This window comes from Lysinibacillus sp. EB271-A1-10B, assembly GCF_058791335.1.
Genome location: NZ_JBYTDL010000002.1, coordinates 223,428 through 248,618, shown reverse-complemented (window position 1 = coordinate 248,618; position 25,191 = coordinate 223,428). Strand labels below are relative to the sequence as shown.

At 31.7% G+C, this 25,191-nt stretch carries 31 protein-coding genes and 1 pseudogene; 1 reads left to right on the top strand and 31 read right to left on the bottom strand.

Going from position 1 to position 25,191, the window contains the following annotated elements; translation table 11 throughout:
• Nucleotides 1–191: 191 nt before the first annotated feature.
• The 6 genes from rpsA to prsW all read right to left on the bottom strand — a co-directional run bounded on the left by rpsA (nt 192) and on the right by prsW (nt 6,062).
• Nucleotides 192–1,328 carry a 30S ribosomal protein S1 gene (gene rpsA, locus AC3WSK_RS04295; protein WP_079559900.1) on the bottom strand — a complete coding sequence of 379 codons (1,137 nt, stop codon included), beginning with the start codon at nt 1,326–1,328 and terminating at the stop codon, nt 192–194.
• A 102-nt stretch (nt 1,329–1,430) separates the two neighbouring features.
• The gene (gene cmk, locus AC3WSK_RS04290) at nt 1,431–2,105 is read right to left on the bottom strand and encodes a (d)CMP kinase (RefSeq protein ID WP_079559899.1); all 675 of its coding nucleotides are present in this window, start codon (nt 2,103–2,105) and stop codon (nt 1,431–1,433) included.
• A gap of 319 nt (nt 2,106–2,424) precedes the next feature.
• Nucleotides 2,425–3,084 (bottom strand): flagellar brake protein, encoded by a 660-nt coding sequence (locus tag AC3WSK_RS04285; RefSeq protein ID WP_492412634.1) that lies wholly within the window; start codon nt 3,082–3,084, stop codon nt 2,425–2,427.
• A gap of 85 nt (nt 3,085–3,169) precedes the next feature.
• Nucleotides 3,170–4,453: a PepSY1/2 domain-containing protein gene (locus AC3WSK_RS04280; RefSeq protein ID WP_079559897.1), complete on the bottom strand. Its 1,284-nt coding sequence runs from the start codon at nt 4,451–4,453 to the stop codon at nt 3,170–3,172.
• Between the two features lie 15 nt (nt 4,454–4,468).
• A complete protein-coding gene (sleB, locus tag AC3WSK_RS04275) occupies nt 4,469–5,290 on the bottom strand; it encodes a spore cortex-lytic enzyme (RefSeq protein WP_079559896.1) in 822 nt (273 codons plus the stop codon).
• Nucleotides 5,291–5,387: 97 nt separating this feature from the next.
• Complete coding sequence (prsW, locus tag AC3WSK_RS04270; protein ID WP_079559895.1) at nt 5,388–6,062, bottom strand: glutamic-type intramembrane protease PrsW; 675 nt, start codon at nt 6,060–6,062, stop codon at nt 5,388–5,390.
• Between the two features lie 337 nt (nt 6,063–6,399).
• On the opposite strand from prsW, the pseudogene AC3WSK_RS04265 reads away from it, so the two are divergent.
• Nucleotides 6,400–6,900, top strand: a pseudogene (locus AC3WSK_RS04265) (asparaginase); the annotation flags it as partial.
• A gap of 91 nt (nt 6,901–6,991) precedes the next feature.
• Here AC3WSK_RS04265 and AC3WSK_RS04260 read toward each other — a convergent pair.
• From AC3WSK_RS04260 to AC3WSK_RS04140, 25 genes are all read right to left on the bottom strand, one after another.
• On the bottom strand, nt 6,992–8,488 hold the full coding sequence (locus tag AC3WSK_RS04260; protein ID WP_492412631.1) for a recombinase family protein: 1,497 nt from the start codon (nt 8,486–8,488) through the stop codon (nt 6,992–6,994).
• A 10-nt stretch (nt 8,489–8,498) separates the two neighbouring features.
• Nucleotides 8,499–8,930, bottom strand: coding sequence for a hypothetical protein (locus AC3WSK_RS04255; RefSeq protein WP_492412629.1), 432 nt, complete (start codon nt 8,928–8,930; stop codon nt 8,499–8,501).
• A 229-nt stretch (nt 8,931–9,159) separates the two neighbouring features.
• Nucleotides 9,160–9,684 (bottom strand): dihydrofolate reductase, encoded by a 525-nt coding sequence (locus AC3WSK_RS04250; RefSeq protein WP_492412627.1) that lies wholly within the window; start codon nt 9,682–9,684, stop codon nt 9,160–9,162.
• A gap of 130 nt (nt 9,685–9,814) precedes the next feature.
• Nucleotides 9,815–10,072, bottom strand: a complete 258-nt coding sequence (locus AC3WSK_RS04245; protein ID WP_492412625.1) for a hypothetical protein — start codon at nt 10,070–10,072, stop codon at nt 9,815–9,817.
• Between the two features lie 74 nt (nt 10,073–10,146).
• Nucleotides 10,147–11,829, bottom strand: a complete 1,683-nt coding sequence (locus tag AC3WSK_RS04240; RefSeq protein WP_492412623.1) for a thymidylate synthase — start codon at nt 11,827–11,829, stop codon at nt 10,147–10,149.
• A 71-nt stretch (nt 11,830–11,900) separates the two neighbouring features.
• Complete coding sequence (locus AC3WSK_RS04235; protein WP_492412621.1) at nt 11,901–12,263, bottom strand: hypothetical protein; 363 nt, start codon at nt 12,261–12,263, stop codon at nt 11,901–11,903.
• Between the two features lie 40 nt (nt 12,264–12,303).
• Nucleotides 12,304–12,558, bottom strand: a complete 255-nt coding sequence (locus tag AC3WSK_RS04230) for a hypothetical protein (RefSeq protein WP_492412619.1) — start codon at nt 12,556–12,558, stop codon at nt 12,304–12,306.
• 58 nt (nt 12,559–12,616) lie between these two features.
• Nucleotides 12,617–13,117 (bottom strand): hypothetical protein, encoded by a 501-nt coding sequence (locus AC3WSK_RS04225; protein WP_492412617.1) that lies wholly within the window; start codon nt 13,115–13,117, stop codon nt 12,617–12,619.
• Nucleotides 13,118–13,173: 56 nt separating this feature from the next.
• The gene (locus AC3WSK_RS04220) at nt 13,174–14,850 is read right to left on the bottom strand and encodes a ribonucleoside-diphosphate reductase subunit alpha (protein ID WP_492412615.1); all 1,677 of its coding nucleotides are present in this window, start codon (nt 14,848–14,850) and stop codon (nt 13,174–13,176) included.
• Nucleotides 14,851–14,911: 61 nt separating this feature from the next.
• Complete coding sequence (locus AC3WSK_RS04215; protein WP_492412613.1) at nt 14,912–16,180, bottom strand: ribonucleotide-diphosphate reductase subunit beta; 1,269 nt, start codon at nt 16,178–16,180, stop codon at nt 14,912–14,914.
• A gap of 51 nt (nt 16,181–16,231) precedes the next feature.
• Nucleotides 16,232–16,480, bottom strand: coding sequence for a glutaredoxin family protein (locus AC3WSK_RS04210; protein ID WP_492412611.1), 249 nt, complete (start codon nt 16,478–16,480; stop codon nt 16,232–16,234).
• Between the two features lie 137 nt (nt 16,481–16,617).
• Nucleotides 16,618–17,754, bottom strand: coding sequence for an NUMOD4 domain-containing protein (locus AC3WSK_RS04205; RefSeq protein ID WP_492534965.1), 1,137 nt, complete (start codon nt 17,752–17,754; stop codon nt 16,618–16,620).
• A 39-nt stretch (nt 17,755–17,793) separates the two neighbouring features.
• Nucleotides 17,794–18,210: a hypothetical protein gene (locus AC3WSK_RS04200; RefSeq protein ID WP_492412608.1), complete on the bottom strand. Its 417-nt coding sequence runs from the start codon at nt 18,208–18,210 to the stop codon at nt 17,794–17,796.
• A 208-nt stretch (nt 18,211–18,418) separates the two neighbouring features.
• Nucleotides 18,419–19,168, bottom strand: coding sequence for a 3D domain-containing protein (locus AC3WSK_RS04195; protein ID WP_492412606.1), 750 nt, complete (start codon nt 19,166–19,168; stop codon nt 18,419–18,421).
• Nucleotides 19,169–19,316: 148 nt separating this feature from the next.
• Complete coding sequence (locus tag AC3WSK_RS04190) at nt 19,317–19,757, bottom strand: hypothetical protein (RefSeq protein ID WP_492412604.1); 441 nt, start codon at nt 19,755–19,757, stop codon at nt 19,317–19,319.
• 57 nt (nt 19,758–19,814) lie between these two features.
• On the bottom strand, nt 19,815–20,456 hold the full coding sequence (locus AC3WSK_RS04185) for a hypothetical protein (RefSeq protein ID WP_492412602.1): 642 nt from the start codon (nt 20,454–20,456) through the stop codon (nt 19,815–19,817).
• Nucleotides 20,457–20,502: 46 nt separating this feature from the next.
• Entirely contained in the window at nt 20,503–21,234 is a 732-nt protein-coding gene (locus tag AC3WSK_RS04180; RefSeq protein WP_492412600.1) for a hypothetical protein, read from the bottom strand.
• Between the two features lie 51 nt (nt 21,235–21,285).
• Nucleotides 21,286–21,852: a hypothetical protein gene (locus AC3WSK_RS04175; RefSeq protein ID WP_492412598.1), complete on the bottom strand. Its 567-nt coding sequence runs from the start codon at nt 21,850–21,852 to the stop codon at nt 21,286–21,288.
• A 38-nt stretch (nt 21,853–21,890) separates the two neighbouring features.
• A complete protein-coding gene (locus tag AC3WSK_RS04170; protein WP_492412596.1) occupies nt 21,891–22,169 on the bottom strand; it encodes a hypothetical protein in 279 nt (92 codons plus the stop codon).
• Between the two features lie 97 nt (nt 22,170–22,266).
• Nucleotides 22,267–22,752, bottom strand: a complete 486-nt coding sequence (locus tag AC3WSK_RS04165; RefSeq protein ID WP_492412594.1) for a hypothetical protein — start codon at nt 22,750–22,752, stop codon at nt 22,267–22,269.
• Between the two features lies 1 nt (nt 22,753).
• On the bottom strand, nt 22,754–22,996 hold the full coding sequence (locus AC3WSK_RS04160; RefSeq protein ID WP_492412592.1) for a hypothetical protein: 243 nt from the start codon (nt 22,994–22,996) through the stop codon (nt 22,754–22,756).
• A gap of 12 nt (nt 22,997–23,008) precedes the next feature.
• Nucleotides 23,009–23,218, bottom strand: coding sequence for a hypothetical protein (locus tag AC3WSK_RS04155; protein ID WP_492412590.1), 210 nt, complete (start codon nt 23,216–23,218; stop codon nt 23,009–23,011).
• A 63-nt stretch (nt 23,219–23,281) separates the two neighbouring features.
• Nucleotides 23,282–23,683, bottom strand: coding sequence for a hypothetical protein (locus AC3WSK_RS04150; RefSeq protein WP_492412588.1), 402 nt, complete (start codon nt 23,681–23,683; stop codon nt 23,282–23,284).
• 310 nt (nt 23,684–23,993) lie between these two features.
• Nucleotides 23,994–24,713, bottom strand: a complete 720-nt coding sequence (locus AC3WSK_RS04145) for a DNA adenine methylase (RefSeq protein ID WP_492412586.1) — start codon at nt 24,711–24,713, stop codon at nt 23,994–23,996.
• A gap of 56 nt (nt 24,714–24,769) precedes the next feature.
• Nucleotides 24,770–25,174, bottom strand: coding sequence for a hypothetical protein (locus tag AC3WSK_RS04140; RefSeq protein ID WP_492412584.1), 405 nt, complete (start codon nt 25,172–25,174; stop codon nt 24,770–24,772).
• Nucleotides 25,175–25,191: the final 17 nt, after the last annotated feature.

Sequence of the window (25,191 nt, the reverse complement as noted above, 5' to 3'; positions counted from 1 at the left end):
TCTTTCCGTCTATTTAGAAATTTTTATATCATTTCGGCTGAGCTATTTGAATGTTCGATGTGATGTAATCATCTTCGAGTCTGATTTATTGTATCCGTTTTACTTTGATTGTTCTTTCCGTCGCTTTGGCTTTTCTAGCCATTTCCTCCATAAAAAAGCGAGGACACAAACTGTATCCTCGCTTGTCATGTTTATTTAAAGTTTTTCAGCTTATCGCCAATGACATCACCGAAAGAGAAACCTGTGTTTTCTTCTGGTAATTCATAGTCGATTACTTCCTCTGCCTCAGGATTTTCAAGTAAATCTTTAATGCTTAATGCTAAGCGGCCATCTTCAGCATTTACGTCAAGCACTTTCACCTGTACCTCTTGTCCTTCTTTTAAAGCTTCATGAGGCGTATTAATGTGCTTATGCGCGATTTGCGAAATATGCACTAAACCTTCTACACCTGGGAAAACTTCCACAAATGCTCCGAAAGAAGTAAGACGTTTTACTTTTCCATCTAACACTGTACCTTTAGCTGCACGCTCTTCAATGTTCGACCAAGGACCAGGAATCGTTTCTTTAATAGATAACGAAATACGCTCATTTGCTGGGTCTACAGAAAGGACTTTCACCTTCACCTCTTGTCCTTCTGATAAAACCTCACTCACATCACTCACATGCTCATGAGACACTTGTGAAATATGCACAAGGCCATCAATACCACCAAGGTCAATAAAGGCACCAAATGATGCAATACGCTGTACTTTACCGTCTAAAACATCGCCAGTTTTAATTTGGTTAATAACATCTTTCTTTTGAGAAGCTTTTTCAGCTTCCACTACAGCACGATGTGATAAAATCAAGCGATTTTTTTCTTTATCAAGCTCAACAATTTTAAAGTTAAGAGACTTACCTTTATAGTCTTCAAAATCATCAACAAAGTAGTCTTCTACTAGGGATGCTGGAACGAAGCCACGTACTCCTAAATCTACGACAAGACCACCCTTAACAATATCTTTTACTTCCGCTTCGAAAATTTCCTCAGCGTTGAATTTTTGCTCGAGTGTATCCCATGCTTTTAAAGCATCTACTTTACGTTTTGATAATACATAGTTTTCTTCTTCAACTTTTGTAATCATCAATTCCAACTCATCTCCGACAGAGATGGCGTCAGACGCTTTTTCAATGTGTAAGCTTGATAACTCACTTATCGGTACAATACCGTCAAATGGTGCACCTGGGATTGAAACAGTTACCGCTTTTTCATCAACCTGCTCAGCAATACCCTTGACGATATCACCTTCGTTAAACGTTTGTTCTACATTGTTCATTTCTTCAGACATATGTAACCCTCCTTCGCATCTTCCCTTACTATTTTATTCGATATTGAAGACAAAGACAAAAATAAATCCTTTAAATTCAAAAAATGTCTGAAATTTTTGGATTTACAGCATTTTTTCTTGCGCTAATTTTAAAATGGCCTGTGCTGCATCATCAATTGACAATGCTGTCGTGTCTAAAAATATGGCATCTTCTGCTTGAATTAGTGGTGATGCTTCACGCTCGCTATCCATTTTATCGCGCAGGGCAATTTCTTCTTGAAGCTTTTCAACGGTAGATTCAATTCCTCGCTTTTGATTGTCAATAAAACGACGTCTTGCTCTCTCTTCTACAGTTGCAGACATAAATATTTTTAGTTCTGCATTTTTTAATACATGTGTAGCAATATCGCGCCCATCCATCACTACACCGCCATTAGCTGCAAGCTTTTGTTGCTGCTTTACTAATAGTTCGCGTATTTTAGCATGAGCTGCTACTTGTGAAACAGATGAAGTTACCTCATTTGATCGAATTTCAGCAGAAACATTCTTTCCATCTAAAAAGACTAATTGTCCTTGAGAAGAAGGCTTTAAGTCAATTGTGCTAGATGCAAGCATTTCTGCTAATTTTGTTTCATCATCTAAATGTATGTTTTGTTGCATTGCTTTATACGTGACAGCACGATACATAGCACCTGTATCGATATAAGTAAATTTAAGTGCCTCTGCAACGATTTTTGCGATTGTGCTTTTCCCAGCGCCAGCAGGTCCGTCAATCGCAATTTGAATGTTTTTCTTCATATTTCCCCCTACTTTCTATCACACCATATTGTATCATAAAAAAGCCCTCTTCAAGGAGAGGGCTTTCTAAAATCTAATTACTACTCGAGTTGAAGGTGTGTAAACTTCCTATCAATTATTCCTCGGCATAATTGCGTCCAGAATCTACTTTGTGATTTGTCCTGCACGAGGGACGACTGATATCGGTCATTTCGGTAAAAATGCCACAGGACGTGGCGTTCTTAGACCGAGTTCCTCTATTTCAGCGGGTTTTTGGACATCCGCTGAAAAGCAACTTAAATCTGCATTCATCTCACTGATCAATTAATAAGCGAAAAAATCAATCATCAAAAGGATTTATTTCTTTACGACGATTCACTAACTGACGTTCAAAGCAGAAACGAACAATATGCTGTTGGTCTACATCATCAGTATCTGATAGTTGTATAGTGGCCATTTTTTGGGCATCTTTTTCGAATATACGAACAACCGTCGCATCCGTAATCACGTATTTAACATCTCCGTTGGCATATGGTAAAACGATTGTTAACTGAACATCATCACCAGCTTGAAATTTAATTGCCCCTTTCAAGAGAACTGCCAGACCACCTGCGCTAATATCCGTTGTTACTAGCTGATATTTGGCATCTTGAAACTGTATCGCTATATCTACAGGCGTTTCCACACGTACATATTCACGACGCTGAATTTTAATAAAGTCATCTTCCATTGGACAATGCAACATAATCATAGGAATGTTACCAGCTTTACGCCCAACCACTTCAGTACTAAAAGCAAATGATTGCTTATCATCCGTGCGAAAAGTTGCTCTAAACTCAGATCCATCTATTAAAAAAGCTGTTTTGTTTGTGGCAACATTTATTGGATAATCGATGTAAATAATATTTTCAGTTTGTTCTACAACTTTACAGCGAAATTTTTCAACACTCTCTGTATAAGTTGGTTCAAGTTCTAATTGAGTACCAATTTTTATTTCCATGAGCATCTCCTCGAACACAAATATACTTTATTATCGCATGAGATGCCCATTCTGGCTATATAAAAACTGGTAGTTTTTTCTTATGTTACGTTAAATATTCCACTTTCAAAACATTGTGATTTTCTGCGTCAATAACAATTCTGAACGTTTCTTGCGTATTTTTATCACGTACCGCAATTACCTCATAACAAAGGCGCTGTTCAAATTGACCATTATCTGTATAAATTTTTCTTACTTCTTCTACTTTCACGTCGGCATCAAAGAAAGTTTTCCAATCAATTGGTTTTGCTGTTTGTTGCTTAATCGTCTCTTCCTGAATATATTCCATCGCATTTGCACCAAGTAACTCGCCTGTATCCTTAGCAAGTTTTAATTGCACCCCATCCGCATAAACCAATGCATTATCACCAGGGTGAACCCGCGCAAATGTCACATGCCATGCTTGATGATTTTCACGAGTTTCCACAAACGCAACGTCATTCATTCCAAGTCGCTTTACATATTCTTCAGCTTTTTTCATAATTTCATCCTGCGATACCCTAGCTTCATCTACCGGACGTTCCACTAAGTAGGAAATTAAATGCCCTCCCTTTTCTGTTAGATCGACATATCCTAAACGAATGCCTTGGTGGAATTGGATGTGATAAAACGGATATGGTGCAGTATCGCTACTTTTTGTAACAGTAAATGTTGCATCTTTTATGATAGGGAATAATTGTTTTACTTTTTCCAATGCTTCTTTTTCAGTAATGACTGAGTCTTGTAATGCTTTAAGCTCTATTTTTTTCTGCCAATCCGATTCACTTAATGTAAGTGGGAAATCTTTTTCGCCGTAATCCTTTAATGTCTTTTGTACATTATCAAATGTTGTATTAGGGTTCTTCGTATCTACTTGTCGTAACCAGACATCCATTTTACCGTTATTTTTATAAAAATCTACTGTTGCAGCTGACCACTCATCTGAAAGTGATTGTAAATTTGTAGAGACTTGTGGCATTTTTTCTCGCCAAGCTTGGTAATCACCTGTTTTAGATGTTTTCTTAGCCTCATCTCCTAGGCGCCCTAGGTAACTTAGCCAGTCGTTCGACATTTCTTGCCCGATAGGAATATTCGACATAGAAGATCGAACGTCAGAGCTTAGTCGCCAAACAGAATCTAACTCATTGTGAATCGCTTGATCATCTCGAAACAATAGAGATTGTGAAACAGCTCTTTGTAGATGCGATAATTTCTCAGATGCATCCGTTAAATTATCCGTGTACTGAGCTAGCACAGTACGTTGTAAACTTGCATTTTTTCCGTGCATATTAATGCTATATGCCCCTAAGCCAATAACTGCCGCAGTGAGTATAACGAGCATAGTTCTCATTTTTTTCCTCCTTTCTTATGAACAGAAAATGTGTTCTCCAATTCGTTTAATTTGAGCTCGTGACCAAATCCACTTACTTGTAGCTGTTTTCGGATTAAAATAATAAAGTGCATTTTCTGAAGGATCCCATCCATTCATAGCATCAAGAACCGCTTCTTTTGCACGTTCATTTGGTTCAAGCCAAATTTGTCCATCTGCCACCGCAGTAAACGCTAGCGGTTGGAAAATAATACCTGAAATAGTATTTGGGAATTCAGGACTTTCCAAACGATTTAAAATAACAGCTGCTACAGCCACTTGACCTTCATAAGGCTCTCCCCTAGCTTCACCATAAACCGCATTCGCCATTAACTGTACATCTCTGTCAGTATACTTTGGAGGTAGTTGAGTTTTAGTCCCATTATTATTACTACTACCACTACTTTTACCGCCACCTCCACCGCCGCCAGTGTTTGTTTTCACTTGCTGTTCAAGTGGCGTACCACCATAATAGGTGAATTGATTTCCTGCATTTAATTGCGCTTTGACCCATCCTTCATCGTAATCTGAATAACCTGATAAAGTTTTTTTAGTTTTAGCACCGGCTATTCCATCTACTGGTAAACCATATTTCTCTTGGAAAATTCGTAAAGCCCAATATGTGTTATAGCCAAATTTGCCATCAATTTTACTTTTATAAAACCCTAAGTATTGTAGCCTTGCCTGTAGCTCAATTACATCATCTCCATAAGCACCACGAGAAATCTGTTGCTCGGTAAATGCAATGGCGTCATTTTGCGGAATAGCGAATATACTAATCCCCAACATCAAAGCAAAAATTATGCTTACTAAACGCACTATCATCACTCCTTTTTTTCATAGCTTGAAACAAACGACACTTTTTATACATTTAAAAAATAGAAAAGCGCAGAAATCTTTTTTAGATTTCTACGCTTTATATTTTTTTATGCATATGCAAATGTTGTACTAGGTGATAGTGAGCAAGCTTGACTTTTCGTAGCCCAAACCACCACAAAAATAGCATAAAAGGTATCATTAAATATACCCAATAGCCTTTAAATGATAAAATTGTATTATATAAAATGTGTAATACTACCGGTGCACAAAGCGCCATAGCAATCATTTCTTTCGTCTTTGCAAACTTTGAAAACTTGGCACGTCCATAATAATAGCCCATTACAACACCGAACAAAGCATGACTCGATACAGGTAATAATGCACGCATAAAAGCAGTATCTAAACCGAAAGAAAATAAATAAAGCACATTTTCAATCGTGGCAAAACCAAGAGATATGCTTGCACCATACAGTATGCCATCATAAGGATCATCGAATTCTACATGATTGTAGATTGCGATTAACAGAATAAACCATTTAAAAAACTCTTCAACTACACTCGAAAAAACTACATCTTGTAGATAAAGATATCGAAAGACCCCTTCCTCTGTTAGTACATATTGTAAGAACAAGATTGGGAACGTTAAAAATGCGCCATACAAAAACGTTTGAAGTAAGGTTCTTCTTGGCTCCGTTGCCATCTGATTGCGCAAATAAAAGTAACTAAAAAGCGCTAAACCGGGAGCAATGGCAGCTGATAATAAGATGATCATGATGCCGGCCCCTTTCAAAAATCAATTTCACCTTGACATAATGATGTTAAGATTTTAAAATTCGTGACATCCTTCTGACTTTCCCAACAATGTTTTTTATACGAAAGTGAAGCGTCCGCCTCACAATGTTGGTTAACTTTAGCATTTTGCAGGATGTAAAATTTCATAGCCTATGTTTATTTATTCTGTCGGTTATTAGACAAAAAGTATATCGTATGTCATAGGCGGAAAACTATTGTGACATTTTCCGACAAAAAACATCTGTTACATGAAGATAAACTGCTATTATTATACCATGTTATGACACAAAACTTTTTAAAAGGAGATATTATTTTTTATGAAAAAAACAATTTTATTAATTCATACAGGTGGAACAATATCTATGGCGATGAGCGATGAAGGTGCCGTTATGCCTAACAAGGAAAATCCTCTTATGAAGGAAAGTAGTAAACTTGATGCGCTCGCAACAATTATTGAAATGGAGGCATTTAACCTCCCATCACCACATATTACTCAAAAAGAAATGCTTAAATTACGTAATCTTATTATCGAAAAAGTTGCAGAGGAGAAAATTGATGGCGTTGTCATCACCCATGGTACTGATACATTAGAAGAAACAGCATACTTTTTAGAGTTAACGACCGATTTATCAATTCCTATTGTTTTAACAGGTGCCATGCGCTCCTCAAACGAACTTGGTGCAGATGGTGTTTATAATTTAGTAGAAGCCGTTCGTGTAGCTGTAGATGAAGAAGCTCGCGAGAAAGGTGTTCTCGTTGCCATGAATGACGAAGTCCACCTTGCTGTTAATACTACAAAAACAAGCACATTGAATGTTTTATTACATTGTTCATAATTTCTCAATACGTCTCTTAATTCACTACCTATTTACAATAGTTGCACAGTATCTATTTTTACAGTCTATCCCCTTAAAGAAAATTTACTGTTACCTCAATTTCATCCCATTCTGTTCGTTTCCAAACTATTTCAGATATAATATTTTTAATGTATGCATTTTGTTTTGCTTTATCATTTTCATCACTACTTTTTTTCATACTTTCAATAAAATCATCTATTCTTTTAATTCTGTCATTGTTAGTCATATTGGAAAATGAGTCTAATTTTTCTCTTTTCTTTCTAACTATATTTTCTAATTCATATATCTTTTCTTGTCTTTCTTTGATTTTTGTTTTAGCTTTATCAGGAGAATACATACCTTCCTCAAACCACTGTTCAATATTTTCAATTGCTTTGTATTGAATGTCTAATTTAACATCTAATTTTTCTATCTCTTTAAGTAACATTGTCTTTTCTTTATCTTTTAAATGATCACTTTTTATATCGTTTAGAGCAACCTTTATTACTTCTGCTGATTTATAGATTGAATCCATTATTAATTCAGCTCTACCACCCTTACACTCTTTGCATTTAGAACAGTTTGAAATTTCATCTCTCCCATCATGACTCGATTTTCTTATTGTTAATGTGGAATTACAGTTGTAACATTTAACTACTCCAGATAGTATATTGATGTTATTCTTTCTAGTATGAGTATTCTTATTTTTAATTACTTCTAAGATTTTTTCATGCTCTTCTTGAGTCTTTATGGCAGGATGAGCGTTATAAACAGTCTTCCATTCGCTTTTAGACACATATTCAAATTTCTTTTTTACAGCAGATTTAGACTTTCTATTACCTTTAGTTTTATTGTAAACAATATGACCTAGAGTAACTTCTGCTTTTAATTGTTGTAATATTGTTGCCCCTGTCCAGAGAGTGTTTTTAGGTGATGGTATTTTTTGTTTATTTAATGACCAAGCAACATCATTACTAGACATCATTTCATCAAGATACATTTCATAAATCATTCTTAGAACTTTAGCTTGTTCATCATTTATTTCAAGCTTTTTAGTTTTTCGATTATAGTCATATCCATAAGGCGGAGATGAAAACACCCACCTACCCATTTCCACTGCCATTTTTCTACCATGAGTTAACTTTTTATTGATATTTTTATAATCTCTTCTTGCCATAAATTGTTTAAAAGCTAACATTTCTTCTGAAGCTTCATCTTCCATATTATAGATTGTGAATGGAGTAGTTTCTATGATCAATGTATTGCTATTTAGAAATACATTTGTAATTATATCTTGGTCTGTACCACTACCTCTACCTAGTCTGTCATAATATGTTACAACAACAGCATCATACATTCCTCCATCAACATCATCTAATAGCTCACACATTATTGGTCTTGCTTCTATAGAGTCACCTGAACCGATTTCCTTATAAATTGTATAACCCCAACCATATTTTTCACATATTTGAGTCGAGCTACGTTCGTGTTTTATTAGATCTTCATTCTCTTCGCCTCTAGAACGTCTAAGATAAATTGCTACATTTTTTATATCTTTTAATTCCTTCATAATTTTCTCCTTATTGACCTTTAAAGGTAATTTTTACAGAAAAAATATCTCCGTCATTAATTTCAAAAGTCTTCTGTTTCCATAATAAATCCTTTTGGACTCTACAAATTTTGTATTTATTTGCTTGAGAAATTATTGATTGTATACTTCTTTCTTTTTTTAGCTTCTCTTGAACGCCAATCGCCCCTTCAAAAGGGTACATTTCTGCTAATATTTTTAATTCTTCATCTGTCCATAAGTCTTGACGTTGAATAATTTTATTTTGTTCACGAGATTCTTTTGCAACTAATGGGTCTTTCTTTAGTCCCAATTTTTTAGCCCTTCTTAATATTTGGGTATTTGTATATTGAGGAAATATTTCAGCTAATTGGTTAGCAGTCTTATATTTATAAACCTTTTTCAGTAATTCGCTTTCTTCTTGTGACCATCTGATACGACTCAAATCCACCACTCCAAAATATTAATATTCTATAAAGACATAATAGCAAAAAACACTGACGTAATACAACATCAGTGTTAATTATTGTAATTAATCGCATGACATATATGATTCTATCTCTAGTAATCTTTCTTCAGGTAATGATTTAAAATATTTCAATAATGCATCATGAAATAATTTGTTGAGTTCTTCATTTTGTATGATGCAACTACTTTTTGTTAACCCTTTTTCATTACTCATCTGCATCATCCTTTCTTACATAATCAATAAATTCAAATTTCAATTCGTTTTCTTCTTGTTCTTCTTTATGTATTATTTTAAATTGTTGTTTTACCTTTTCATAAGGAAAAAAGGTATCTCCCTTTTTATTGTCTTGTATATATGTAATATAGATTTTATCTGCAAAAGGTAATGCTTGTTCAAATAAATTCTGTCCCCCGCAAATAAAGAGGTCTTTGTCTTGATCTCCAGATTCTAAGTAATGATTTAACACTTTATCTAATGATGACTCAACAATTACTCCGTTTGGAACTTTGTAATTCTTATTTGAAGTTAAAACTACATTTACACGCTTATGTAGTGGTTCTGGTAATTCTTCAAATGTTCGTTTACCCATTAAACATATATTAGGGTGTCCACTATTATTTTGAGTGAGTTGTTTAAAACGTTGTAAATCCTTTTTAATTCGATATAAGAGATGTCCATTCTTACCTATAGAATTTGTTTCATTGATTGCAACTATCATATTGATTGACATATACTCCTCCTTCTTATCGTTGACTAAATACGTGACTTGATAGTAAAATCAAGATGTGACTAAACCGAATTTTCCTGATTCACTTCTAAGTCACGTATGAGCGAGTGTCTTGTTGACGTTCGCTCTTTTTTTATTTCTCCTTCTTTGCATGAATGATCTGCTTGTTATTATATTCTGTAACTACTTCCCATCCATCAGATTCCAATTGTTCTACCTCACTGTAGGTTTTGTAGTTGTAGTAGATATGTTTTTCTTTTGTTGACAATGAAGATACTAATACTGCAAAAACTAATATTCCTATACCTATACATATATTTATTTTTGAAATAGAACGATTTTTAAAATAAATGCTTATTGGGATTATTATCATTAGTAATAAAACTGCCACTACAACCGTCCATAAGTAATGATTAACTGTCCATTCATTAATTATCAATTGACATTACTTCCTTTTTTGTATGATCACACAGCTAAATCAAATTTAAGTTGTGGCAAGATTGGGTTATATCCAATCAGCTCAAAATCCTTTTCTGAAATGTCATAAAAATTAGTACCGTCTGGGACATTTAGAATTAACTTAGGTTGAGATTGAACTTCTCTAGATTTTAATTCCTCTACTCGCTTTATTGTTTCTTCTACTTGTTCAGTATGACGATCATATACGTGCCAATTCTTACGTAAATGTTCAAATAATCCAACTTTAATGCCTAAATGTTTAGCCACCATCATTTGCAATGCCACATATTGCATTTGATTTATTCCTGTCCCTGCAACTAATGCATCACTACTACGTTGTACTAAAGTTAAGTCGAGAAATTTATCGCCATTAACATTGGAAACCGTCCACAAAGTTTCATATGCGCATTCTACTAACATTTTCTTATCCATGTTTGCCCAATTATAGAATGAAACCAAATGTCTTTTTGAGTAGGGGTCATGCTTTAGATTATGCAACAACTCATTCATTTGATTACGAGAAAGTTCATATCGGTATATGTATTCATCCTCATCTTCGATATAACTAAAATCATACTTAGAGTCGTTTCTCTTGCTTATTAATAAATCACTAATGTATGTAGCACTATTTAAACCATGGTCGTTTGCACATTCTTTTTGTGAAATATATATCTTAGAAGTTTTATTATCGATAAAAGCTTTGTTATTATAGAGCACATTATCTAGATCTGTTATAAAAGCTGATGTTTCTGGGCTATAAAATCCAGAGCTGAAATAGTCCTTATCAAGAACATATCCCTTAAAACCATTGTCCCTAGCTATAAAGTATTGTGGTATTGATTTCACTGTTCTTAAAAATCCTTCGAAAGAATGCCATTCAGTACATATCATATCTAAAGACCAATTTGATAATTTTTCATTCAGGGAATGACATCTCTCTATCATCTGAGTCCATTTTCTTTTCAATTCATTAATTTCATTGTCAGAGAACCCTTTAACTTTTTCAAATTCTCCTAAATATCCAAAATTACACACTGTCCTTGAGTAAGGGCTTTTAACATTTCTTTCCCTTATTTGTTTAGATGCACAATACTTCTTATATCCAGTAGCTAAAAACTGAACCAGAAATCTATCGCTATCTGTTTTGCTTAATATTTTAAAATCACCATATTTTCCATTTATTACTTTACCTAGGTATAATGAAGGCAAGCTGTTATTGTAAACATCTTCTATCGGATACAGTAATTCACTATCAAACATTTTTGACTTTTCTTTTTTATCTACTAACCTCTTTTTTATCTTAACCACCTCCCTCTTCATTTCTCCAGGTCTATGGCTTTCTAGATTATACGAGTAAGCTCTTCCTATATTCCCGTATTCATTCATCCAAGAATCCCACCATGAGACTCCGTGATACTTAAATCCTTCATTTGTATTAGTTTGCGTTTGATATATTGCTAAAATCTCATTTATTGCCCCTTTTACAGCAATACGACGAGTTTCTGTGATTGGAAATTCATTATTTTGTAAATTATATGTCTCAAAAATACTTCCTCTAATAGAAATAGAATGAGATGGGCTATTATCTGATGCATATCTTCCCCTAGGATTATCGTCCATACATCCTTCATTAGCCAATCTAGTTAAGTTTTCAATCAGATACTTTTCTGCTTTATTTAATTCGGTCAACCTAAACTCTCCTCTATGTATAAAAGTAATGAGAGTAGAAATTAATCCACTCTCATATATAATTATGTATTTTATTTATTAAAAAGTTTCTTAAGTGCTTTTTTAAGCTTACCTTTCTTCTTTTTAGAAATTTCTTTTTCTGACTTTATTTCAACAACTTCAATCTTTTCTTTATCAATTACACTTTTGTTTCTACTTGACTTAACTTCGTCAATCTCATCTCTACGTTCTTGAACATGTTCTTTATAAGAATCAACTACTTTATCTGCAATCTTTTCTACTGGTTTATCAAATTCAACAAACTTATTATTAAATCGTTCATTACCTGATCCATAGAAATCTTCAGAAGAAATTACACCATTTCCATTATATTGAGGTACAAATGGTACTCCGTTTTGTTTAGCTTCTAATTTACGTTGTTTGCGTGATTTCATATATATATATATTCTCCTTTTTATTGTGTATTTTGTTTGTTTAAATATAGATTGTATTTTCATGAACTAAACCACGTTCCTTCAATTCCATCAAAAACTTAGAAAGTAGTCTTTGGTGTTCATTTAAATTCTTATTATCTTTCACTATGTCCCCATCAATAAATTTAACCACATCGTATACCTTACTAATACAACTACCTGCTCCACGAGTGAGTGAACCTATATCAACATCGAATCCTTCATAAAGGTAGTTCCGTACGAGTTTATCATTATTTACTACATATAAAATATTCATATCATTACTCTCCTTCTACTTTATCATTCAATAATATCCATGATTTATTAAAAGTGTGTTATTTTCCACTACTACCTAAAGCACCCGTACCTCGTTCAGATGGAATACTTAACAGTTCCTCATACGAAATTACTTCTTCTTCAACCTCTGGTACAATTTCAACTGCCATTTGACATACTGCTTTAGTGATTGGATATTTAACTTCATTTTCAGTTTCTACTTTATCAGTAACTAATTTTGAAATTACAATGTTTTTATTGGTAGTGTTTTGTAGCTTCAAGAACACTTCTCCTCGATATCCACTATCAACTTGACCACAACGAGGTACTAATCCAATTGATCCAGTTGAACCACGTTCACGCTTAAAGTCTAAGCGATATTTATAACTTACTGCTGTTGCAATACCTGTATTAAAGCCTACAATTTCATGTGGTTTAATCGTTACTTCATCTTCATTAAAGAGTACATAGATGTCATAACACCCGTCTTCTTTTCGTTTTGTTGGAATAATCGCTTCCTCTTTAACTTTTGCAAAATATAATGTGTTATTTAAATCCATAATTTATATTTCCCCTTTTTTATGTATTATCTTTGTTTGTATAATGGTTTATCAGATTATGCTTCACAACTACTACATAATTTATCTTTACTGAATTGTTGAGATGCATTTGTACTATGTTGATAGTAAAGAGTTTTAATTTCATTCTTCCATGCGAAAATATACAAATCATTAATTTCTTTAGCTGACATTTTTGGATTTACCATAATATTTAAAGATTGTCCTTGGTCAATAAATTTTTGACGCATAGAAGCTTGTTCTAATACTACATATTGGTCAATTTCAGCAAAGGTTTTAAATACTTCTTTCTCATGTTGTGTTAAGAAGTCCAAATGTTGTACTGAACCATCATTGACACGAATGCTATTCCATGTCTCTCTATTATCTTTACCATAGAATTGTAATACTTTTTTAAGATAAGGATTACGAATAGTTACTTTTGCTTTGGCGACATCTTTCACGTAATTATTACTCCAAATAGGTTCTATCGACTGACTGACTTGACCTAAAATAAATGCTGAACTTGTTGTAGGAGCTATTGCTAACAGAGTCGTATTACGTCTACCATAACCTTTTAATAACTTTGGTTCTCCAAATATTTCAGCTAATTCTTTAGAAGCCTGTAATGACTTCTTTTGAATAAATCTAGAGATGCGAACGTTTAATTGAGAAGCTTCAACACTTTCAAATGGAATCATTTTGGATTGCAGATAAGAGTGCCAACCAAGAGTACCTAATCCTAATGCTCGATGGTCTTTAGCGAAGTTATAGGTACGTTCCATATAAGTAAATGCATTACGTTTTTCAATTTCTTCAGAATCTCGCATTTCTTCTAAATCGCTAATAAATTCAGAAATAACTGCATCTAAGAAGTAAATCATAGTTTCTACTGCATCAGTATCCTTCCACTCGTCAAAATGTAAAAGGTTCATAGAAGCTAAACAACATACAAATGACCAAATTTCATTATCTGGTAATGCAATTTCAGTACATAAATTAGAGTGGTTAATAAGTAATGCTAAAACTTTATATACATCTACTGTATTTCTATTAACAGTATCAGTAAAGAAAATATAAGGATAGCCAATTTCTACTCGGCTTTGAATTACTTTAGCCCAAATAGAACGTTTTTTTCTATCTCCTGCAATCATTTCTTTCATCCATTTATCAGTAACTGTTACACCATGGGTTAGTTTTTGAATAGGATTTCCTTCACTTCCAATCTTTAAAAACTCCTCAATATCAGGATGTTCAATAGGTAAATATGGAGAAAAAGCACCTCTACGCATACTACCCTGTGAAGCAACGTCTACTAATTTATCAAACATCTCCATAAAGTGAACTGCTCCAGAAGACTTTCCGTTATCTTTTATTTCAGCACCACGATGACGGAGATTTCCAAAATAACCAGAAGTACCTCCACCAAATTTACTCATCATTCCTACTTCTCCATGTGTATATAAAATATTAGCCATATTATCATCAATATTACTACCGAAACAACTAATACTTAATCCCTTTTTAGTTCCAAAGTTAGACCATACAGGAGAAGATAGAGAATAATAACCTTTGCTTAAATATGTATAAAATTTATTTGAAAATCCTTCAATTCCTAGAATTTTTTCAGCATGGTCTGAAATTTCTTTTAATCGTTGTTCAGGCGTAACTCCTTTTTTTAAGTATCCGCCTTTTAAGAAATTTATGCTATTTTCGTTTAACCATTCAAATGTCATATGTAACAAGCTCCTTTTTATAAGTAAATTAGAAATGTTATAAAACTGTCTAATTTAAGTATTATGAAAACAAATCATCTGCTTCAATACTCTTTTGTCTTTTCGCATAATTTACGCTACGTTTGTCAAAGAAGTCTACATGTTTAGTAGTAAGAATTTCATCGTCAAACCATTCTGTCTTCTCCACTAATTCTTCATTGATTTCAAAAATAGGTTCAAATCCAGTACTAATTAATGAATTATTTAATCTATTTTTAACAAATTCAATAACAACTTCTTTAGGTAAGAAATCTAAGTCTCCATCTTCATATATCCAATCTACTACAGCAACTTCTGATTCAAACGTATTCTTACAAGCTTCATAAACTTTATTACTAAGCTCCTCATCAAACCATTCAGGATTTTCATTTCGAATAATATCGACCAATTCAATACCAAACATTCCATGTAATTGTTCTTCTTTAGATGTAGCTTCAATAGCATTTGACATACCTTTAAATAAATTCTTATACTTATTAAATGACATGATTATTAAGAATTGAGAAAATAAAGATACGTGTTCAATAAATAATGAGAATAGAATAAGTGATAATGTAAAATCTTTATTGCTTTCTGTTTTTAAATATTTAACAGCGCTAGTCAAACTGTTAACTCGATTAGCTAATGCTGGAATTTGTTGAATTCTCTCAAACTCATTATTCAATCCTAAAATTTCTAAAAGGTGAGAATAAGCATCACTATGTCTTACTTCTGAATCTGCAAAAGTTGCTCCCACAGATCCTACTTCTGGTTTTGGCATCCTATTATGTAAGTCTCCCCAGAAATTCTTAACAGCTACTTCTACTTGTGAAATTGCTAACATTGTATTCTTAATCACATTACGTTCTTTGTCTGTAATGTTAACTTTATAATCTTGAATATCGGAAGTGTAATTAAATTCTGTATGTAACCAATAAGAGTGTTGAATAGCCTCTTTATACTCATTTAATTGAGGATATTCATAAGGCTTTAAGTTTACACGTCTCTTAAAAATATCAGGTTTTCTTTCTTGTGATCGTTTTTCCCGATAAAGGATGTACGCTTTAGCCGTTGCTTTGTACTTGGAGTTAAGAAGAATCATTTCCACAACATCTTGTACTTGCTCAACCGACAAATTATTCTCATTTGATTCATTTAATACATCTAGTACATCTTGAGCAAGTGTTGCTGATACTTCATTATTAAACTCTCCAGTTTCCCTTCCTGCTTTACTAATAGCACTAGCAACCTTTTCTAGTTTAAATTCTACGATCGAATTATCTCGCTTCTTAATGGTCTTTGATAGTGTCAAATCATTTCCTCCTTGATTTATATATCTGATTTTATTTATTTATAATTTAAATTATTCATCTTCAAGTAGTTCTTTGATGACTTCTATCGGCTGAATTCCATTTAGCTTTATTTGTCCTGCATCACTATCTATTAGGATTACTGGTACGCTTGATAAATCATACTTCTCAATTGCATCTTCATCTTTAGCAATGTCTATTGTATCGAATGGAACTCCCTCTTCTTTTAATATGAACTGCATTGTCTCACACGCAGGACATGTCGGTGTTGAACGCTTAATTAATGTTAACTTATTTTTCAAAATACCATCCTCTTTCTATTCATATGTATTATTTATGTATTTATTATATTAATAGTTAAGTAGAATATGCTCAGCAATTTCCTTTGTTGTCATCTTACCTGTATCAAATTTAACTACTTCTAAATGTTCAATCTTACTTACGATATTAATTTCATTTTTTGTAATATCGGAGTAAGTATAGTAACAATGTCTACTGCACTATAATCTTCTGTGGAATAATTTAATATTTCTAAGTCATCTTGTAATATCTTTACTGTTTCTTTGTACGAGTTAATAATATCGTCAATGTTTGATACTTCTACGTAGTCGTCACCTCTACTTACAAGTCTACTTTTAATTGTTTCAGGAGATGCATGTAAGTATATCGTTAATGATTTTCCCATAGCTTTTTCTATTAGAGTTGAAAATTGTTGATATGTTAAAGATTTCTTATCGAATATCGGAGCATATACCATATTTGAAATAAAGCTTCTATCCAAAATAATATTGTCTTTTGTAGAAAATATTTCAGACATGTAATCATACATGAAAGCTACTCCTTTTTCTGCTATTCTGAAGTCGCTACCTTTTAAAACCTTAAACCCTGTACAACGCTCTAATTCTTCAATCAGTGTTGTTTTTCCAGAACAATCGCACCCTTCTACTATAATAATAAATCCATCTTTACTAAATTTACTAGCGTTATCCCATATCCATTTATTATTACTTCTTATTCTTTTTATACTTCTATCAATGGAATTAATAGATGTTCCTTCATGTTTACTAGCTCTGACTTTGGATATCCAAAATTTCTTATTTCCATTCTTCTTAAATGTTTGATAAATAGGTGAAGAGGATCTGCCTCCAAACCTTTTAGCAGTAATCTTTCTAGTTTCTCTCATAAGATCGGTTGTTTTTTGCAAACCTATTTTATATGCGTGTTTTTGATTTTCACTAGAAGTCACCCATTCTAAATTAGCAACATTATTATTCTCCTTGTTTCCATCGATATGATTAACTTCTGGTTTGTTATCATTATTTTCAATAAATGTTTTTGCTATAATTCTATGTATTGCAAGTGACTTCATTTTTCTATCCTTATATAAATTAACTGCCAAATATCCATGTGTTTTTTCTTGTGGTTTTAAAACAGTTCCTTTTTTAAGCTGTACACTATTACTTCTACCATTGACCATTCTATCCAAACTTCTAATTCTTCCAAAGCTACTAGCTTCATATAAGTCTTCATACCCCTCTACAGGCTTCCATACTTCTTTATTTTCTATAATTATCATCTCTTTCTTTATGTATTTTGATATGTATTATTAATTTAACTACATATTAAGCTTATCTTTATTACCATAGTCTAAGTTCTTGAATTGACGAGGTTTATATGTACGTTTCTCTTGTTGCTTTATTGCTTTTCTAACGTCTCCGACTGCCGTACTTAATGTGGATGCTGAAATTTTACCTTTAATTAGGTCATTTGCAATACTCATTACTTCATGTAAATCTTTAGCCTCTCGACGCTCATTAAGTGAGACATGTAACTTACTGTATGCTCCCCAACCTTTGCTTGCGTCTAACTTTAGAAACTCTATATGATGCAATAAGTCAATCTTTTCTTGATCCTTTATTCCAATTAATTCATACAATCTACTAACTTCTCTAGGTAATTTATCTAAGAAATTTCTTACGAATGTCAAGTCTTTTTCAAACTGAATAACTTCACTACTAACCTCATTTGTCAATTCAATCACCTAACTCTCGCTTAAGATAATCTTCAAATGTAATTCCTTCATTTTCTAATACATTGTTATTTACAAATTTATAACCGTAATACTCTAGTGCTGAGTCGCTGATATTCAAATAATTTCATCTCCTTTGCTTATTTATAATCTAATTATAACAACCACTAATGTTAATTACAACTATATTTTATGTATTTTATTAATTAATTTATTTTGGTTCTTTTAATATTCGAAGCTGTACATTATGTCTTCCTAGTTTATTTGCTTCTTGTTCTGAAGAAACTAACACGTCTATTTTGTGATTTTTTATCGCCCCACCTGTATCGAGAGAAATTGCCCTGAACGTTTCATAAGGCGTTTTAACTTCTACAATTGTACCTAGTTTTATTACTCTTGGATCTGTAGCAATAATACGTAATCCATTATAGTAAATTGTATTAGACACGTTATAACCTGTTGCTGTTACACCAGTACAACCTTCTGCACAGTAAGCTGTATAATATGAAGCATTAAAAGTCATCCAATTATTGTTTACACTTTCATTACTACCTCTACTAATTATCTGCTTTTCTCTTGCTTCAGACTGCTTTTTTCTTTCCTCAACTTGTGCTACCCTAGCTAGTTCAGCTTTTCTAGCTTCAGTTAACTTCCTTTCTTTTTCGATCCTAGCCAATCTCTCCTGCTCAAGTTTAGCCTGTCTTTCTTGTTCTAACTTCTCTAACCTTTTTCTTTCCTCTTCCTTCAAACGTCCATATTCCTTTTGAATATCGCTGAATGATAAATCAATTTGATAGGCAATCGAATTCTTTTTAATATTTTCCATACGTTTAATGATATCTGAGGATTCTTTCATATCATTTTTATTACTATCTTCTATGACTTGTGTTGCAAACCAAGCCCATACTAAAGTACATGTAATTAGAAATGGTACTTTTAAAAATATAGTTGGTTTTTTCATTTATTCGCTTATTCCATACAACTATCTCATTTGAAGCTCTTAATGACAATTGATATTGTGCGCTTCTCTCGCAGAAATAAACTCCCTCACTTTCTTTTTTTATGTATTTTATTATCTTAAATATCATAATCTACTAAATTGTTATTTGTCAAACATTTATATTTCCATAGATTAACACATCAATTTCACCTGAATTATTAACTGTTGAAATTATATATCCGTTATTCAATAACACTTCGATCAGTTTATTTTCGTCATATCCCGATTTAAGCGTTAAGTTATACTGATGTTGTTGGATATTATCTATAGATTTTTCTATTGAGTTATAACAAATATTCTTTTTACGATTAGACAATACTGCACCATCTTCATCTAATTCAAATCCATTAGTGTACAGTAATTTTGTGAATTTCATGGTATATGCATTTTCACTGCCGAAAGTAATTTTAGTAGGTGATTCAGATTTGAAACGCTCATATAAGTTCTTCACTACATTCTCATCGTATTTATAATATTTGACTGAAACGTTTTTGATTTCCACTGTCACATAAGACATATCATCTGCTGTTAGAACATTCATAATTACCATAGAATCACCCCTCGTTATGTATATTTTTAAATAATATATGGTTATTAATTAATCTCATCATTCAATACTGCTAGATAGACTAACTTTACGATAACCATCTATAATTCTTTGAAGTAATCGAACGCTACTTTCTATAGTCTTGTAATCCCCACCATTTAAACTTTTAGTAATTCTTTCTTCAAGTAAATTTTCAATACGTAATAATTCCGAACCCTCTTTACTTGTTGAATAGAATCCATCTTCATTGATATTTCTAATTGTTGTCAGAATGCTATCGATTTCCTTATTAGATAATTGATTAGTTATATTAGTAAGTAATTTTAATGGAATAGTATTAATATCAAATTCTTTCTTGATTTCTACAGGATTTTCACTTTCAATTTTAGATATGTGTTGTCCGAAAATTGTCGGTGTAGATTCTTTTGGTGATAATTCCTTTGTCATTGCTTCTACTACACCGAATAATTGTATTTCTAACAATGAATTAAATGTAAATTGATAAACCTCATCATATACAAATGCATCAATTAATTTACCCTTTAAAACTACTTTGATTTTGAAGTCTGTACCAGTTATTTCTGCTTCATATTTACTGCTATTGATTTGAAGTAATTTAACTAAAGGTACACTTAATTTCACTTGTTTTGTTACTTCATCAATCACGTTTGAATTTTCTGCAATTACTAAAATGTTTTTCATAATTAATTACCATCCTTTTTATATTTATTTTTTTAAAAGCAAACTATTATTTAATTTTGTGAAATCCACCAATAACTAAATAGCCTTGTTTCTCAATACGTTTAATATCCTCATAAGAAACACACTCATCTACTAGAAATTGAGTACCAAATTTAAATCTTCCAGTCTGTAGTTCTGAGGTAATAACTGTATTATCACTAAGATCATTCCAATATTTGCGAATTACCCTAACTCCTAATTCATTTGCTTTTTCATCTAACGCTTTGCTCTTACCGTATCCACGTAAACAGTCACTTCCTAACATTGCTAACATCTTGTATTCAATTGAAAAATCAAGTAAGTCTTTTACTTTCTTATAGTTTAAGTTAGATTCTTCTTTTTCTTTATATTCATATGTAAGTAATCCGTTATCCTCATATTGAATGTTATCCTTCTTCAATTCAATCATTAAATAATCAAGAAGCCCACGCCCAATACCATTAGTATCTAATTTAATACTCGTTGGTCTATACAGTTTTATCATAGTTATAACTAAATCTGCTAACTCCGTAAAGTTGAAATCTTTAATATTTAATGTATTTACATATGTATTGTTTTGATTTAAGTATTTCCCTAATAAAGTGATATACGTTGGAGCGTCATTAGGAGAAGTAATGTCAATTGCAATCGATTCAATTTTTACTCGTGGAGAAACCTTCAGTTTATATTGATTTAAAATGTCTAGTGTAAATGTTGAATTTCCAGTGATATTAATTTTAAATTTCTCTTCTTTTTTCATAAATATTTACCTCTTTTCTGCTTATTATATTTTATAAAATCAAAATATTATTTAAATGTGTACACCTTTGTTTTTCTTAAGACTATTCATGATAGTATCAGAAATTTTTTTAATGTCCTCTTTGTTATGGGAATCATTAATATTAATGAAAACTTCTAAACCTTGAGGCAATCTAACAAATTCCGTTAATTTATCTTTACAACAGTCAATCCCATGATCAATTTCACCTTCAAGCTTTCTTACTGCACCGTCATTAGTCAAATCCCATTTGTATTTATTTTCATCAATTGTAACTGTTTCACCTTTTACAATTAAGCTATTCAGCTTTTGATACTCATTTACCAGTATGTTAATATATTGTTTATTAAATAGTCTACTTTCAATTTCTAAAGGAGTGCTATTGATTAGCTTCTTAATTTCAATTAAATGAAGCAAATCATTGGACACTCTCTTTGAACGTTCTTTGTGATTTAAGATTACTGAGCTTTCATATAAAGTTTCTTTCAATTCACTTTCAGCATTGTCGATAACCGTTAAAGCTAATTCTTTAAATTCATTAATTTCCTTCTCATATTTCGTTGTTAAATATGCGTTATAAGCATTTTGTAAAATTGTCATTAGTACTTTTCTCCATTCCTCTTATGTATTTTCATTATTTAAACCATTATGTAATCTTTCTCATTATCAACTTCTAATAGATTTATTTTTTCTCCTGTTACATATCCAGTCATGATCTCAGAGTTTATTTCAACTTTTTTAAATCCAAATTTTTCAATCATACCTTTAACAATATCCTCTTTGTCCATTGGAACGTTCTCACCAACAACTTGATTATGCATAACAGCAAATTTAATGTTTGGAAAATGCTTTTCATGCATTAGTAATACTTGATGGTAATCCTCATATTCCCCACTAGATAAACTGTAGATATACATGTTATCAATCCTTTCGATAATATTGTCATTTTATCTAAATTCTATATTAGGAATATGATAATATACGAAGACTTTAACCATATTCCTAATATATTTACTACTTATTTTCCTCTAACTCTAATTCAAAGCTATCCCCATTATCATCTACATCGATTCTAAATACATGAGTAAATTCACTGATACCCAAATTATTTACATCCATATTGAATCCAGAAGTTAATGATGCATTGTTAATTACTAATTTATAAGCATGAGAAACTTCTTGGTTTTCATTGTATAAATTTCCTTCAGCAATTAATTTAAATTTCTTTATACTCTTACTAGAATATGCTGATTTAAATTTAATCTTTGTTGTTCTAGGGGTTAGTTCTTTTTCGAAATCTGATAAATTATCATTTTGTACAACCTCTCCAATAGCCTTAATTAGATCAATATCAAAATTTACAATGTTAATGGCAAAATACGATCCAACTTCTTCGTTATGTACTAATTTACCTTCAGTAGCTTTATTAAGTTTTGTTACAAACTTTCCACACTCATCAAATACTTTTAAATCCAATACGTCCATTAAAAAGTTATTCATATTAATCATTCTCCTCTACATTTATTTTATTTAATACTTTCAACGTAATACCTTCTGGAATCATTAAAAATTTTGATCCGTTCTCTAATGACTTTTTAATATTTTCATACACTTTACGAGCTATTTCTAATGACATTTCTTTAGGATAATTAACAAGTAAGGTATCATCATTTGATAATGTAATAGTGTCTTCTTCTACAGTTTCTCCATGAATATCTTTAAGTAGTAATTTGATACTCGACATCTATCCATCTCCTTATTTTCTTCTAATTGTATTCTTATACTTTGGCTTACGATTTTCAGTAAGCTTTTCAAACTTTACTTTCCATGTACTGATCACACGTTTAAGTTGTTTAATCTCCCTATTCTTATTAACGAGTTGTTTCTTGAGGTGAAAATTTTCGGCTTCAACCTTCTTATAATGTTCCCATACAGTTTGTTCAGTTAATGTTTCCCAATCATGCATAAGACTCAACTCCAATTATGTAATTTATTTTATAAAATTTATTTAGTTTTAAAATTACTCACATTAATTTTTACCTGAACTGAACCTACTAGTGACCATTTTATGATTTACTGTCACTTTATCTATCATTCCAATAAATTGATTGTCTGGAATATGACCTTCTAATTCAGGAATTTCCACTTCTTCAACTTTATATTTTACACTCTTATCGAATACTCCAATTGTTTTATCAGGATGATCAGAAATGTATCTTTTCATTTCATCTTTTACAAATGAATCATGATTCCTGACTATTGTTGAAATTTCATTGTATGTTTCACTATTAATAAAACTGATAGTAGGATTATCCACAAGACCATTCTCAACTTTAATTAAAGAAATGTAAGTCCCATTATTACTAACTGGTATCGATACAGATGAGCCACCATTACTTCTTTCGTGTTCTAATTTCAGACTACCTTTCATCAATTCATCTCCTTTTATGTATTTGATAATACTAATCTTTTATCAATAGTTTTCTACTAATGGTTTAATATAATAACCAACTATTTCTTTTACATCTAATGAAATGTAATGTAATGTAATGCCCATCTAATAATCCTTCAAATGAATAACTAGAAAACGATGTTAAATTATCTTTCTCGAAAGTCCAATCATTGCATACCACTTCTATAGTTTGTCCTGAGCGTAAATAAATTGTTACGATATCCTTTTTCATAATGAATCTCTCCGTTTCTTTTTTATAATAGTGTGATTTTATTTAATTATGTATTCTTTATTTCAATATGTATAAACGTTCAATTCTTTTATCATGCTTTTTATCGCCCAATGAAACTGTGGTTGTATGTTCCTTTTCCCAAATACATTCAAAATCACTTGGCATATTATACTCACTTACCAGTACCTTATTTCCTTTGGCTTTCATTTCTCTACACCATTTATAAAACTTATCATAAGGGAATGTCTCTTTATTGTATTTAGTGGTATCTCGATAAGGAATATCACAATAAATAACAGCATTCTTTACATCGCCATATTCATCAAAACTTCTATGTATAAATTTAATTCCTTGTAAATATTTCCTTTGATTCTCTAAGTTTCTAATAGCTTCATTACTCATATTTCTAGGGGTAACTTTATCCGATTTAAACCCTCTAGCATAACCACCAAACCACTTTGCGCCAAATGTTGCACAGAACCCAACTAATCCAACGTACCATTTAGGATAATCATCTTTATTATTTTTCACTTTATTATACTCTTCTTCTGTAATCTCAAATGGTAATTCATTGATTGGATCTTGTATGTATTTTAATAACTCAATTAAATATTCATTAATGTCAGAACCTACTTTTTTATCAAAGCTAATTTTATCAACCATATTAGCTCCGCCAACAAAAGGTTCAATATACCATTCATGTTCATCTGTTATGTATGACTCAATCACAGGCTTTAAGTGCTTTGCTATTTTATTTTTACTTCCTAAATATTTCAAATTATACAATCAACCTCTCTTTTTATGTATTTAATTAAGTAAAATGCGTGTTTTATTTAGCTAAAATAACCCCATTCAATCCATTCAATTACTTCTACATTTTTAATGCCTAATTCTTTAGCGTATTGCTTTGCAACCTCATCTAAATCTTTTAATTTAGTGTCTGGATACAATTTAGCAATATGAGTATGATCAAATGTTAAATAGTTTTCATCGTCATAATTGATGTCAAGTAAATAATCGATATCTTCTAGATGCTCAGTGATTAAACTGTAATCTTCATCTTCAATAGCTTCTTCCATACTAGAAATGAATACTTTCCATGTTGGTCGATGATCATATCTGACATCTACTTTTTCTTCTAATTTATTTTTATATTTTTCTCGTAAATAGTCTAAATCCCATTCAATTTTACTTACCTCAGCACCATAACCGTATAAATAACTTGCATCTACTCCCATAATTTAATTCCTCCATT

Excerpts from the sequence above, each read along its gene's own strand:
- AC3WSK_RS04185 (WP_492412602.1), bottom strand. The coding sequence starts at position 20,456 with ATGAAAAACATTTTAGTAATTGCAGAAAATTCAAACGTGATTGATGAA.
- AC3WSK_RS04235 (WP_492412621.1), bottom strand. The coding sequence starts at position 12,263 with ATGAAATCACGCAAACAACGTAAATTAGAAGCTAAACAAAACGGAGTA.
- AC3WSK_RS04155 (WP_492412590.1), bottom strand. The coding sequence starts at position 23,218 with ATGCATGATTGGGAAACATTAACTGAACAAACTGTATGGGAACATTAT.
- AC3WSK_RS04195 (WP_492412606.1), bottom strand. The coding sequence starts at position 19,168 with ATGAAAAAACCAACTATATTTTTAAAAGTACCATTTCTAATTACATGT.
- AC3WSK_RS04220 (WP_492412615.1), bottom strand. The coding sequence starts at position 14,850 with ATGACATTTGAATGGTTAAACGAAAATAGCATAAATTTCTTAAAAGGC.
- AC3WSK_RS04205 (WP_492534965.1), bottom strand. The coding sequence starts at position 17,754 with ATGATAATTATAGAAAATAAAGAAGTATGGAAGCCTGTAGAGGGGTAT.
- AC3WSK_RS04150 (WP_492412588.1), bottom strand. The coding sequence starts at position 23,683 with ATGAAAGGTAGTCTGAAATTAGAACACGAAAGAAGTAATGGTGGCTCA.
- rpsA (WP_079559900.1), bottom strand. The coding sequence starts at position 1,328 with ATGTCTGAAGAAATGAACAATGTAGAACAAACGTTTAACGAAGGTGAT.
- AC3WSK_RS04165 (WP_492412594.1), bottom strand. The coding sequence starts at position 22,752 with ATGAATAACTTTTTAATGGACGTATTGGATTTAAAAGTATTTGATGAG.
- AC3WSK_RS04280 (WP_079559897.1), bottom strand. The coding sequence starts at position 4,453 with ATGAGAACTATGCTCGTTATACTCACTGCGGCAGTTATTGGCTTAGGG.
- AC3WSK_RS04170 (WP_492412596.1), bottom strand. The coding sequence starts at position 22,169 with ATGTATATCTACAGTTTATCTAGTGGGGAATATGAGGATTACCATCAA.
- AC3WSK_RS04175 (WP_492412598.1), bottom strand. The coding sequence starts at position 21,852 with ATGACAATTTTACAAAATGCTTATAACGCATATTTAACAACGAAATAT.
- AC3WSK_RS04250 (WP_492412627.1), bottom strand. The coding sequence starts at position 9,684 with ATGTCAATCAATATGATAGTTGCAATCAATGAAACAAATTCTATAGGT.
- AC3WSK_RS04230 (WP_492412619.1), bottom strand. The coding sequence starts at position 12,558 with ATGAATATTTTATATGTAGTAAATAATGATAAACTCGTACGGAACTAC.
- cmk (WP_079559899.1), bottom strand. The coding sequence starts at position 2,105 with ATGAAGAAAAACATTCAAATTGCGATTGACGGACCTGCTGGCGCTGGG.
- AC3WSK_RS04180 (WP_492412600.1), bottom strand. The coding sequence starts at position 21,234 with ATGAAAAAAGAAGAGAAATTTAAAATTAATATCACTGGAAATTCAACA.
- AC3WSK_RS04260 (WP_492412631.1), bottom strand. The coding sequence starts at position 8,488 with ATGAAGGAATTAAAAGATATAAAAAATGTAGCAATTTATCTTAGACGT.
- AC3WSK_RS04225 (WP_492412617.1), bottom strand. The coding sequence starts at position 13,117 with ATGGATTTAAATAACACATTATATTTTGCAAAAGTTAAAGAGGAAGCG.
- AC3WSK_RS04190 (WP_492412604.1), bottom strand. The coding sequence starts at position 19,757 with ATGGTAATTATGAATGTTCTAACAGCAGATGATATGTCTTATGTGACA.
- prsW (WP_079559895.1), bottom strand. The coding sequence starts at position 6,062 with ATGATCATCTTATTATCAGCTGCCATTGCTCCCGGTTTAGCGCTTTTT.
- AC3WSK_RS04285 (WP_492412634.1), bottom strand. The coding sequence starts at position 3,084 with ATGGAAATAAAAATTGGTACTCAATTAGAACTTGAACCAACTTATACA.
- AC3WSK_RS04140 (WP_492412584.1), bottom strand. The coding sequence starts at position 25,174 with ATGGGAGTAGATGCAAGTTATTTATACGGTTATGGTGCTGAGGTAAGT.
- AC3WSK_RS04160 (WP_492412592.1), bottom strand. The coding sequence starts at position 22,996 with ATGTCGAGTATCAAATTACTACTTAAAGATATTCATGGAGAAACTGTA.